This window comes from Bacteroides sp. RTP21281st1_H5_RTP21281_210402, from assembly GCF_040918965.1.
Classification (GTDB): domain Bacteria; phylum Bacteroidota; class Bacteroidia; order Bacteroidales; family Bacteroidaceae; genus Bacteroides; species Bacteroides congonensis.
This window is the reverse complement of record NZ_JBCOWR010000018.1, coordinates 90,168-102,190: the sequence shown is the minus strand read 5'-3', so window position 1 is coordinate 102,190 and position 12,023 is coordinate 90,168. Positions and strand designations below refer to the sequence as shown.

Genomic DNA, 12,023 nt, shown 5'->3' with positions numbered 1-12,023 from the left:
AAAAGCCAGACGAAGTACGTCTGGCTTTTGGCTTTATTATAGCTTGGAAAGAAACACGCACAAGGCCGAATGCTTACACTTGGAACTAACAGTTTCAAGGCATGAAACACTTTGTTCCAACGTTTGAAACATTCGACACCTAGCAATGTAAGAGTAGAAAGCCATAGTAAACCGGTCAATAGAAACATAGGGAATGGCATAAGCATCTCCGCGAAGGCAAAAAACGGGTGATAGGTGATAGATGCGGTGATAGGTTATAAACACAACCTATCACCAGGCAAAGCATTATAAATGAATGATTTGTAACATCAGGTGATAGGTTGAAAGAGAAAATGCATTTTTTACTATGGGAAAGAGGGAGAAGTATCCCAAAACAATAAAAAAAGAGCGAAAACATTTGTTTGGATTGAATAAAAACAGTACTTTTGTGCCCGATTATTCCGCAACGGGTTCGATAAAGAGCTCTTTAAGTGATTAAAGACCACCCGCCGGAGCTAACTTATACATTATATATAAGATGTACGCAATTGTAGAAATTAACGGTCAGCAGTTTAAAGCAGAAGCTGGTCAGAAATTGTTCGTTCACCACATTGAAGGTGCAGAAAACGGTTCAACAGTAGAATTTGAAAAAGTTCTTTTGGTAGACAAAGACGGAAACGTAACTGTAGGTGCTCCTACTGTAGAAGGCGCAAAAGTTGTTTGCCAGGTTGTATCAAACTTGGTTAAAGGCGACAAAGTTCTTGTTTTCCACAAGAAAAGAAGAAAAGGTTACAAAAAACTGAACGGTCACCGTCAACAGTTTACTGAATTAACAATTACAGAAGTAGTAGCTTAATCATTTTAAAAAGTAAGAAGAAATGGCACATAAGAAAGGTGTCGGTAGTTCTAAGAACGGCCGCGAATCACAAAGTAAGAGATTAGGCGTTAAGATATTTGGTGGCGAAACTTGCAAAGCAGGTAACATCATCGTTCGTCAAAGAGGTACTGAATTCCACCCGGGTGAAAACATGGGAATGGGCAAAGACCACACTCTTTTCGCTTTAGTAGATGGTACAGTTAACTTCAAAGTAGGCAAAGGAGACAAAAGATCTGTTTCTATCATTCCTGCAACTGAAGCATAATTGCACAACCGAAAATATTTAAGAGAAGGAGATGTAATCCAAAGGATTGCATCTCTTTTCTTTTTATACCAAATTCACTTCATTGTATCAGATAATACACATATACTTGCTCGATTATTCGTTTTTTCTTTATCTTTGTAGCCTTAAATAAGAAAGTTCATAAAAAGTATAGATATGCTTACCATTAAACAAATTACAGAAAACACAGAGGCGGTACTCCGCGGACTGGAAAAGAAGCATTTCAAGAATGCAAAAGAAACAATCGATCAAGTGATCGCTCTAAACGACAAGAGACGTAGCACACAAAATCTATTAGATAAAAACCTGGCAGAGGTTAACTCGCTTTCGCGCACTATCGGTCAATTCATGAAAGAAGGCAAGAAAGAAGAAGCTGAATCTGCACGCGCCCGCGTCGCCGAACTGAAAGAAGGCAACAAGGAACTGGATGCCGTCATGACACAGGCTGCAACTGATATGCAGAATATACTCTATACCATCCCTAACGTTCCTTATGATGAAGTGCCCGAAGGTGTAGGCGCCGAAGATAACGTCGTAGAAAAAATGGGTGGCATGGAAACCGAACTTCCCAAAGACGCACTTCCTCATTGGGAACTGGCCAAGAAATATGACTTAATCGACTTTGACCTGGGAGTTAAAATCACAGGTGCAGGTTTCCCCGTATATAAAGGTAAAGGCGCGCAACTTCAACGTGCACTTATCAATTTCTTCCTCGACGAAGCACGCAAATCAGGATATACTGAAATCATGCCACCGACAGTAGTCAACGCCGCTTCCGGTTATGGAACAGGACAGCTTCCCGACAAGGAAGGACAAATGTACCATTGCGAAGTAGATGATTTATATCTGATTCCTACGGCAGAAGTTCCTGTTACCAACATCTATCGTGATGTAATCCTGGAAGAAAAACAATTGCCGATCATGAACTGTGCATATACGCAATGTTTCCGTCGCGAAGCCGGTTCTTATGGCAAGGATGTACGTGGGCTGAATCGTCTGCACGAATTTTCTAAAGTTGAATTGGTACGCATTGACAAGCCGGAACACTCTAAGCAATCTCATCAGGAGATGCTGAATCACGTAGAAGGACTGTTGCAGAAACTGGAACTTCCATATCGTATTCTTCGCCTTTGTGGTGGTGACATGAGCTTTACCGCTGCGCTCTGCTTTGACTTCGAAGTATATTCCGAAGCACAGAAACGTTGGCTAGAAGTAAGTTCCGTTTCCAATTTCGATACGTATCAGGCGAACCGCCTGAAATGCCGTTATCGTAACGCAGACAAGAAAACCGAACTCTGCCACACATTGAACGGTTCGGCACTGGCATTGCCGCGTATCGTTGCCGCTTTACTCGAAAACAACCAGACTCCGGAAGGCATCAGAATTCCGAAAGCATTGGTTCCGTACTGCGGTTTCGACATCATAGACTAAACTTTCACCACAGATTACACGGATTTTCACAGATGAATTAAAAAGGCATCGTGCAAGTGTTTATTGAAAAATTTGTGAGAACCAGTGCAATCTGTGGTGAAAACATTATTTACATAACCTTTTAACACATTTACCCCCATGACAAAAAACACAAAAAGTTTTGTATTGCCTTTGACATTCATCGGCATCATGTTCTTCGCGATTGGTTTCGCACTAGGTATTAATTCATTGTTAGTTCCCGTACTCCAAAAATCTCTGGGAATCTCAAACACGGCATCTTACCTTATTATCGCTGCAACCTTTATCCCATTTCTGGTATTCGGTTATCCTGCCGGGCTTACTATCAAGGCGATTGGTTACAAACGTACCATGTCACTGTCTTTCTTCATTTTTGCTGTGGCATTTTACCTGTTTATCCTATCGGCATCACAGGAAAGCTTCACCTTATTCCTGTTGGCATCTTTCATTAGCGGAGCCGCCAATGCGTATCTGCAAGCATCTGTAAACCCTTATATCACCATCTTGGGACCATTGGACAGTGCCGCAAAACGTATCAGTATTATGGGTATCTGCAACAAATTGGCGTGGCCTATTCCTGCCATCTTCATTGTATGGTTACTGGGCAAAGATGTCAGCCTGATTGGCATTGAAGACTTGAGCAAGCCGTTTATCATCATCATTTGCGCTTTCGTCGCTTTGGGTGTTATGGCATTCTTCGCACCGCTGCCCGAAGTAAAAGCTGCCGGAGAAGATGAAAGCGAGGACGAAGCCGAAGCCTGTCCATATGCTGCAAGTAAAACTTCCGTTTTCCAGTTCCCGCACTTGCTGTTGGGTTGCCTTGCTTTGTTCCTTTATGTAGGCGTTGAGACAGTTTCACTCGGCACACTGGTCGATTATGCCAAAGAACTCGGCTTGGAAGGTGCTGCCAACTATGCATGGATTGCTCCTATCGGTATTGTCATCGGTTACATCTGCGGTATCATCTTTATCCCCAAATACCTCAGTCAGGCAACAGCCTTAAAGATTTGCTCCATTCTGGCAATTATCGGTTCACTGCTGGTTGTACTCACACCAAGTCATATTTCTATCTATTTCATCTCGTTTATGGCATTGGGATGCTCGCTGATGTGGCCGGCTTTGTGGCCGCTCGCTATGGCAGACCTCGGCAAGTTTACCAAAGCAGGCTCGTCATTACTCATCATGGCAATGTTCGGCGGAGCCGTTATCCCTACCCTCTACGGTTGGCTGAAAGACGTAGCCACCCCGCAACAGGCATACTGGCTGTGTCTCCCCTGCTTCCTGTTTATCCTATATTACGGAGTAGCCGGATACAAGATCAGAACGAAATAAACAGGGGATATCTACTCATATATGGAGAGCCACTCATCAAAAGAGTGGCTTTTCTTTTTGTTTTTCGTAAATAAGCCGTATCTTTGCCGAAATTTATAACATTCTGCTAGCAGTTACGTAATAAAACCAACAAATTAATTAGATAATGAACAAAATCATTAGCAAAGAACGTTTTTCGGAGAAAGTATTCAAATTTGAAATTGAAGCTCCTCTAATTGCTAAATCCCGCAAGGCCGGACACTTCGTCATTGTACGTGTAGGCGAAAAGGGAGAACGTATGCCTTTGACTATCGCTGGTTCCGATGTAAAGAAGGGCACTATCACTTTGGTTATACAGGAAGTCGGGCTGTCCTCTACCCGTCTTTGCGAACTGAACGAGGGTGACTATATTACTGACGTAGTAGGCCCGCTCGGACAAGCTACACACATTGAGAAGTTCGGGACAGTAGTCTGCGCCGGTGGTGGTGTAGGTGTAGCTCCGATGCTCCCTATCGTACAGGCTTTAAAGGCTGCCGGCAACCGTGTGATTACCGTACTGGCAGGACGCAACAAAGACCTTATCATCCTGGAGAAAGAAATGCGCGAAAGCTCTGACGAAGTTATCATTATGACAGATGACGGTTCATACGGTCGCAAAGGCTTGGTAACGGAAGGCGTGGAAGAAGTTATCAAACGCGAGAAGGTTGATAAATGTTTCGCCATCGGCCCTGCCATCATGATGAAATTCGTTTGTTTGCTGACTAAAAAATATGAGATTCCGACTGATGTTTCGTTAAATACCATCATGGTAGACGGAACAGGTATGTGCGGTGCCTGCCGTATCACCGTAGGCGGAAAGACTAGATTCGTTTGTGTAGACGGCCCTGAATTTGACGGTCACCAAGTGGATTTCGACGAAATGCTGAAACGCATGGGTGCGTTCAAGAAAATCGAACGCGAAGAAATGAACAAGTTACAGCCCGAATGTGAAGCTACCAAAGAAATCGACGAAAAGAGCCGCAACGCTGCCTGGAGACAGGAATTGCGTAAATCAATGAAAGCAAAGGAACGCACGGCTATTCCCCGTGTCGAGATGAACGAACTTGACGCGGAATACCGCTCACATAGCCGCAAAGAGGAAGTAAACCAAGGCTTGACAGCAGAGCAAGCGGTTACAGAATCTAAACGCTGCCTTGACTGCGCCAATCCGGGATGTATGGAAGGTTGCCCGGTAGGCATAGACATCCCCCGTTTCATCAAGAATATTGAACGTGGAGAATTCCTCGAAGCTGCCAGGACACTGAAAGAGACAAGTGCACTTCCGGCTGTTTGCGGTCGTGTTTGTCCGCAGGAAAAACAGTGTGAATCCAAATGTATCCATCTGAAGATGAACGAAAAGCCGGTAGCTATCGGTTACCTCGAACGCTTTGCAGCCGATTACGAACGGGAAAGCGGACAGATTTCCGTTCCTGTTATCGCAGATAAGAATGGCATCAAAATAGCTGTTATCGGTTCGGGGCCTGCCGGATTGGCATTTGCCGGTGATATGGCAAAGTTCGGATATGACGTAACCGTATTCGAAGCGCTGCACGAAATTGGCGGTGTATTGAAATATGGTATCCCTGAGTTCCGTTTGCCTAACAAGATTGTAGATGTGGAGATTGACAACCTTTCCAAGATGGGGGTCAACTTCGTCAAAGACTGCATCGTAGGAAAGACTATCAGTGTAGAAGACCTGAAAGAAGAAGGTTTCAAAGGTATATTCGTGGCTTCCGGCGCCGGTCTGCCCAACTTTATGAATATCCCCGGAGAAAACTCTATCAATATCATGTCTTCCAATGAATATCTGACCCGCGTCAACTTGATGGATGCTGCCAGCGAAGACTCTGACACTCCGGTAGCTTTCGGTAAGAACGTAGCTGTGATTGGTGGCGGTAATACCGCTATGGACTCCGTCCGTACAGCGAAACGTCTGGGAGCTGAACGTGCCATGATTATTTATCGCCGTTCGGAAGAAGAAATGCCCGCACGTATCGAAGAGGTGAAACATGCCAAGGAAGAGGGAGTGGAATTCCTGACACTGCACAACCCTATCGAATATATTGCTGACGAGCAGGGTTGCGTGAAGCAGGTAGTCCTGCAAAAGATGGAATTAGGCGAACCGGATGCTTCCGGACGTCGTAGCCCCGTAGCTATTCCCGGCGCGACGGAAACGATTGACATTGATTTGGCTATCGTAAGTGTCGGTGTATCTCCTAACCCAATTGTTCCAAGTTCCATCAAGGGACTGGAATTGGGACGAAAAGGGACGATTGCCGTTAATGAAAATATGGAATCTTCCATTCCTATGATTTACGCGGGTGGCGACATTGTTCGCGGTGGAGCTACTGTGATTCTTGCTATGGGAGACGGCCGCAAGGCTGCCGCTGCCATGAACGAGCAATTACAAGCGAAGTAAAGCAATACACGGGCTGAAATTCAGTCCAAAAACAGATAAGAAAATCCCCGTCTACATCGAGTAAACGGGGATTTTCTTATTATTAAAATATCAGAGATACTTTCTTATTTCACCACTTTGTTCGTCGCAGGATCCGGAAAGATAACAGCCGGCTTAAACGACTTGGCTTCCTCAAAATCCATCAATGCGTAAGACATGATGATGACAATATCATCCGGTTGCACCTTGCGGGCAGCAGCACCATTCAGGCAAATCTTGCCCGAACCGCGTTCACCTTTGATAATGTAGGTTTCAAAGCGTTCGCCATTATTATTATCAGCGATATACACTTTTTCTCCCGGAATCATGTTCGCAGCATCCAGCAAGTCTTCATCAATCGTGATGCTACCCATGTAGTTCAGATTCGCTTCCGTGACACGTGCGCAATGAATTTTCGACTTCAACACTTCAATCATCATAAGGTTTCGTCTTTTTAGTTATTCTTTATATTTAATGTTATCAATCAGCCGGACTTCTCCGCAGAATACCGTGATGCATCCTACTGCATAAGAGGTATCTTCCCAACTATCTATTTTCTGCAATGTATTTCCGTCTACGATTTCAAAATACTCCAAACGCAAGCCCGGAGCGGCTTCAATCGCATCTTCCACCATCTTCAGCGTTTCGCTCACTGTGTGAGTGGCTGCAAAGTTACGACTTTTAAATAATGTGCGTGAAATATTTAAAGCATTTTCACGTTCTTGCGCAGATAAACGCTTATTCCGGCTGCTCAATGCCAGTCCGTCCTCTTCGCGTACAATCGGACAGCCTACGATTTCCAACTTATATCCCAGTTGGCGCACCATCTCACGAATAATCGCCAGTTGCTGGAAATCTTTTTCTCCGAAGTAAGCCTTGTCAGGCTGCACAGCATCAAACAACTTGCTGACAATCTGGCAAACACCGTTGAAATGTCCCGGACGAAACGCACCTTCCATTACCGTATCCAACGGAGCATAGCTGAATTGGCGGGTATCCGGTTCGGGATACATTTCACTTACGGAAGGAGCAAATACAAATGCAGCCCCACATTCTTCCAATAAGCTGCAATCAGCATCCAACGTACGCGGATATTTCTCTAAGTCGTTCTTATCGTTAAACTGTGTGGGATTTACAAAAACACTCACTACAGTTACACCATTCTCACTTACGCTGCGCTTTACCAGAGATGCATGTCCCGCATGTAAAGCACCCATTGTAGGAACCAGTCCCACCGTTTCACCTTGGGCTCTCAGAGCAGTCAATTCCGCCTGTAAGTCCTTGATAGTGTGCACTATTTTCATTTTCGTCAATTGGTTTATGTTTTACTCGTTTGCAAAAACTCTGCAAAATAAACTAATATTTGCCACATAAAGAAAGAATATCTTATTTAATGTGTCTTTTTTTTCGTATCTTTGCAGAATATTATAGTGAACTATCGTTATTATGACAAAGGCGAATAAAGTTTTATTTATTACTCAAGAGATTACACCTTACGTTTCAGAATCCGAAATGGCCAATATAGGTAGAAACCTTCCACAGGCGATACAAGAAAAAGGCCGTGAAATCAGAACATTTATGCCCAAATGGGGAAACATCAACGAGCGCAGAAACCAACTGCACGAAGTGATCCGCCTCTCCGGTATGAACCTGATTATCGACGATACTGACCACCCACTGATTATAAAAGTCGCTTCCATCCAATCCGCACGCATGCAGGTATATTTCATCGACAACGATGATTATTTCCAGAACCGTATGCAGACAGCGGACGAAAATGGCGTGGAATACGACGATAATGACAGTCGTGCCATTTTCTATGCACGTGGCGTACTGGAAACAGTGAAGAAGCTTCGTTGGTGTCCGGATGTTATCCATTGCCATGGTTGGATGACGGCTTTGGCTCCTCTTTATATTAAGAAGGCCTACAAGGATGAACCTTCTTTCCGTGATGCCAAGGTAGTTTTCTCTGTTTATGAAGACGACTTCAAGAATACGCTTAGCGACGACTTTGCAACAAAGTTGATGCTGAAAGGTATTTCAAAGAAAGACTTGGGCGACTTGAAAGAACCGGTAGATTACGCTGCTCTTTGCAAACTTGCTGTTGATTATTCCGACGGAATAATTCAGAACAGTGAAAAAGTAGATGAATCCATCATTGAATACGCCCGCCAATCAGGCAAATTGGTGCTTGACTACCAAGATCCGGAAAACTATGCAGAAGCCTGCAATGAGTTCTACGATCAGGTATGGGAAGCCACTTCCAACAACGAAGAAGAAGAATAAAAAAATCAAGATACGACGATCATGAAAGCAAAATACGCCTTAATCGCTTTACTGGCAATCACTTTTTTCGGTTGTGATGATAACACAGCAGGATTGGGACTGGGAATGTTTCCGGGAAGCGACCAGAACATTAATGGACAACTGACGACATATGATGTTACAACGGAATCCGTTCCTGCAGGTCAGATTTATGCGAAAAGTAACATCGGCTATGTAGGAAAGTTTACTGATGAACTGTTTGGTACTTATCAGGCCGGATTTTTAGCTGAGTTGAATTGCGTGGAAGGAACGACATTTCCCGGAGCATATAATTATGAAAAGAATACATCTTTCAACAACAAAAACAAACCTACTCTAACGATGGTAGGGCCGGGCGGAAATGAAGCGGATAAAAAGGATATTACTTTTGTGAAGGATAAAGAAGGTAATATAATAGGTAATATCCACACAATTGAACTTTATTTATGGTACGACAGTTATTTCGGAGATTCATTGACCGCTTCCCGTTTAAGTGTTTACAAATTAGGTGACGCGGCAAAAGAGTTAGATGAGGGTAATGCGTATTATACTAATATTAAGCCTGAAGAATTTTACAATCCCAAAAACCTGTTAGGAACTAAAGCTTACACAGCGGTTGACCTGTCAGTTAAAGATTCTATTCGCAATCTTAGTTCGTATGTTCCTAGTGTACATGTATCTTTCAAAGAAGAAGCCGCAAAAGAAATAGGTGCAAAGATTATAAGAAAAGCCTATGAATCAGGAGCCAACTTTGATAGAAAAGCACTTAAAGAGGCTTTTGAAGGGATCTACGTAAAAAGCGATTATGGTGACGGTACAATACTCTATATAGATCAGGTTCAAATGAACGTAGTATATAAATGCTATGCTATAGACTCTATCAGTGGCAAAATATTACCCAAAAAGGCAGCAGTAGAAGAAGGGGAAAGCAAAGACTCCACATATTATGGATATCGCATGTTTAACTCCACCCGCGAAGTTATTCAAGCAAACAGTTTGGATAATGACCAAACTGCTATGGAGAACTGCATCAGCAATCCGGATTTGACTTATATAAAAAGCCCTGCAGGTATTTTCACTCAAGTAACTATTCCTGTTAGTGAAATAGCGGAAAAGCTACAAGGAGACACTCTGAATGCTGTAAAACTGGGAATTCCTATTTATAACGAAACAAGTGAGAAGAAATTTGGAATGACCAAACCGAGAAGTGTCTTATTGATACGCAAAAAGTATAAAGATACTTTCTTTGAAAAGAATCAACTTAGTGATGGTACAACTTCATCTTTGTTCAACTATGCAGATAATTCACTTAGCTTTACCCAATATACATTCAACAATATCACTCAAATGATAAATAATTGTTTGGCAGATAGGGAAGCAGCGAAGAATGCATTGCCGATGACATTTAAAGTCATTAATCCGGAAACTAATGTTGAAGAAACAAAAACAGCAACGACTATCGAAAAATGGGAAGAATATAGTGAGTGGAATAAGTTCGTACTTATCCCCGTACTTGTTACCAAAGATTCTTCTTCAAGTAATAGTTATTATGGAACTTCCGCTAATGTAATAAGCATACAACATGACTTAAAACCGGGATATGTACGCTTGAAAGGCGGTAGTAAAAAAGGTGCTGATGGTAAGCCGGATCCAAATAATGTATTAAAACTTGAAGTTGTTTCTACAAACTTTGGAACAAAATCGAAATAAGAAATAAATAGAGACACATCTATAAAATATCAGCGCGGATTACTTGAATGTAATTCGCGCTATTATTTTATAGAAATATTCAAAAGACAATGATACAATGAAAAAGCCGTGAACTTGACCTTCATCAGATTCACGGCTTTTTATATTAAGAGCGACTTATCTTATCCTTCTTTCTTTGCTGTAGTTTTCTTAGCTTTTGCAGCCGGTTTCTTTGGTTCAGCAGCCTTTTTAGCGGTAGCTTTCTTGGCGGCAGGTTTATCAGCTTTAGCAACAGACTCTTTTACTACAGGTTCAGCAGCAACCGCGGTTGCCTTCTTTGCAACAGTCTTTTTTGCGGCAGCTTCCTTTGCAACCTTTGCTTGCAATTTCTCAACTTCTTTCTGTAATCCGGTTATTTCATCACCTTGATTCTTAATCGTAGTCAATAAAGAATTAAGTTCTTCGCTATCCACATCCGAAGGATATAATGAATCCACCCGTTTGATGAAGTCAGCGAGAATATTCATATAGTTAGTGAAAGCATCATAAGGAGAATCATAAATACCACGGTTCAGCCAAATACCGGTATTTTTCGTAGTCATGAAACGGAAGTTGTTGCTAGCCTGCAAATAATCCCAGTCCTGCTTGATACGACGGTCGTCACTCAAGTGAACACGTTCTGCCACACTATACAACTTATTGAAAGCTTCACGCTGCATAACATTACCCAACCAGCAGCTAGTATCTCTCTCCTCATCTACCCATGACATCGGATAAGCGACATCAAGTTGGGATACGGATTTCAACTTCGTTACGATTTCAGTCGGTGTAGAGAAAGTTATACCTTTCGCTTTCGCACATTCCGGCAGAGCTTTCAGGAATTCGAGAATATTGGAAGACAAAGGTTGAGCCATACCAAGCGCACTCAATTCCATAAAGATATTGATAACTTGTTCTTCCTGTGGAAGTGCATCAATCCAACTGATATATTTGTCTGCAAACAAAGGATATTCCGCCCAATCCGAATTAGAGAAACGCAAACCTATATCATCCGACAATTTGAAGTCCCGCAACAAAAGTTTAAGGCTCGGAGCCTGATTGCAATGATATACATAGTGCGGACTCTTCCAACCCAATACATGCTTGGCACCTTCCGTCAACATTCCCTTGAATCCCAAAGAAGCTACCAAACCACCGATTTCATCTGAATAAATCAAACTGGAGTTACGGAACACTTTCGGTTCCTTGCCAAACATCTGCTTCATCTTATCACGCTGACGAATCACTTCTTCACGGAAGCAATCTTCATTAGCAAGTGAAGACAGACCATGCGAATAAGGCTCGCAAAGGAATTCACAACAGCCGGTATCATTCAGTTGATGCAACAAGTCGATCACTGCCGGAGCATGAATTTCCAGTTGCTCCAACGCCACGCCTGAAATAGAAAGCGCAACTTTGAAAGCACCGCCCGAATTCTTCACCATTTCAATCAGTGTACTGAGGGCAGGAATATATGAACGCTCGGCAACTTCATTCATACTCATTTCGTTCGCATAATCATCATAATAATAATGATCATTACCAATATCGAAGAAACGATAGCGTTTCAGATGTATAATTTGATGTATCTCAAAATAAAGACAGATAGTTCTCAT

General features: G+C 42.7%; 10 protein-coding genes. 7 read left to right on the top strand and 3 right to left on the bottom strand.

Going from position 1 to position 12,023, the window contains the following annotated elements; genetic code table 11:
* Positions 1-517 precede the first annotated feature (517 nt).
* The 5 genes from rplU (at position 518) to AB5443_RS21125 (ending at position 6,357) form a co-directional block, all read left to right on the top strand.
* Positions 518-835 (top strand): 50S ribosomal protein L21, encoded by a 318-nt coding sequence (gene rplU, locus AB5443_RS21145; RefSeq protein ID WP_277135373.1) that lies wholly within the window; start codon positions 518-520, stop codon positions 833-835.
* A 22-nt stretch (positions 836-857) separates the two neighbouring features.
* On the top strand, positions 858-1,121 hold the full coding sequence (gene rpmA, locus AB5443_RS21140; RefSeq protein ID WP_044657263.1) for a 50S ribosomal protein L27: 264 nt from the start codon (positions 858-860) through the stop codon (positions 1,119-1,121).
* 174 nt (positions 1,122-1,295) lie between these two features.
* Positions 1,296-2,570 (top strand): serine--tRNA ligase, encoded by a 1,275-nt coding sequence (gene serS / locus AB5443_RS21135; protein ID WP_073347785.1) that lies wholly within the window; start codon positions 1,296-1,298, stop codon positions 2,568-2,570.
* Between the two features lie 138 nt (positions 2,571-2,708).
* Positions 2,709-3,920: a glucose/galactose MFS transporter gene (gluP, locus tag AB5443_RS21130; protein ID WP_022136460.1), complete on the top strand. Its 1,212-nt coding sequence runs from the start codon at positions 2,709-2,711 to the stop codon at positions 3,918-3,920.
* A 145-nt stretch (positions 3,921-4,065) separates the two neighbouring features.
* A complete protein-coding gene (locus AB5443_RS21125; RefSeq protein ID WP_277135374.1) occupies positions 4,066-6,357 on the top strand; it encodes a bifunctional dihydroorotate dehydrogenase B NAD binding subunit/NADPH-dependent glutamate synthase in 2,292 nt (763 codons plus the stop codon).
* 104 nt (positions 6,358-6,461) lie between these two features.
* Here the strand turns inward: AB5443_RS21125 and panD are convergent, their stop codons facing one another.
* Positions 6,462-6,815: an aspartate 1-decarboxylase gene (gene panD, locus AB5443_RS21120; protein ID WP_004301789.1), complete on the bottom strand. Its 354-nt coding sequence runs from the start codon at positions 6,813-6,815 to the stop codon at positions 6,462-6,464.
* A gap of 18 nt (positions 6,816-6,833) precedes the next feature.
* Entirely contained in the window at positions 6,834-7,679 is an 846-nt protein-coding gene (panC, locus tag AB5443_RS21115; protein WP_022136458.1) for a pantoate--beta-alanine ligase, read from the bottom strand.
* 142 nt (positions 7,680-7,821) lie between these two features.
* On the opposite strand from panC, the gene AB5443_RS21110 reads away from it, so the two are divergent.
* Positions 7,822-8,661 (top strand): glycogen/starch synthase, encoded by an 840-nt coding sequence (locus AB5443_RS21110; RefSeq protein ID WP_044655046.1) that lies wholly within the window; start codon positions 7,822-7,824, stop codon positions 8,659-8,661.
* 21 nt (positions 8,662-8,682) lie between these two features.
* Positions 8,683-10,389: a DUF4270 domain-containing protein gene (locus AB5443_RS21105; RefSeq protein WP_368114334.1), complete on the top strand. Its 1,707-nt coding sequence runs from the start codon at positions 8,683-8,685 to the stop codon at positions 10,387-10,389.
* A gap of 161 nt (positions 10,390-10,550) precedes the next feature.
* Here AB5443_RS21105 and AB5443_RS21100 read toward each other — a convergent pair whose 3' ends face one another.
* Positions 10,551-12,023 (bottom strand): glycoside hydrolase family 57 protein, encoded by a 1,473-nt coding sequence (locus AB5443_RS21100; RefSeq protein WP_195662997.1) that lies wholly within the window; start codon positions 12,021-12,023, stop codon positions 10,551-10,553.

Bases quoted from the DNA above. Each gene is read 5' to 3' on its own strand.
- rplU (WP_277135373.1), top strand. From the start codon at position 518: ATGTACGCAATTGTAGAAATTAACGGTCAGCAGTTTAAAGCAGAAGCT.
- rpmA (WP_044657263.1), top strand. From the start codon at position 858: ATGGCACATAAGAAAGGTGTCGGTAGTTCTAAGAACGGCCGCGAATCA.
- serS (WP_073347785.1), top strand. From the start codon at position 1,296: ATGCTTACCATTAAACAAATTACAGAAAACACAGAGGCGGTACTCCGC.
- gluP (WP_022136460.1), top strand. From the start codon at position 2,709: ATGACAAAAAACACAAAAAGTTTTGTATTGCCTTTGACATTCATCGGC.
- AB5443_RS21125 (WP_277135374.1), top strand. From the start codon at position 4,066: ATGAACAAAATCATTAGCAAAGAACGTTTTTCGGAGAAAGTATTCAAA.
- panD (WP_004301789.1), bottom strand. From the start codon at position 6,815: ATGATGATTGAAGTGTTGAAGTCGAAAATTCATTGCGCACGTGTCACG.
- panC (WP_022136458.1), bottom strand. From the start codon at position 7,679: ATGAAAATAGTGCACACTATCAAGGACTTACAGGCGGAATTGACTGCT.
- AB5443_RS21110 (WP_044655046.1), top strand. From the start codon at position 7,822: ATGACAAAGGCGAATAAAGTTTTATTTATTACTCAAGAGATTACACCT.
- AB5443_RS21105 (WP_368114334.1), top strand. From the start codon at position 8,683: ATGAAAGCAAAATACGCCTTAATCGCTTTACTGGCAATCACTTTTTTC.
- AB5443_RS21100 (WP_195662997.1), bottom strand. From the start codon at position 12,023: ATGAGAACTATCTGTCTTTATTTTGAGATACATCAAATTATACATCTG.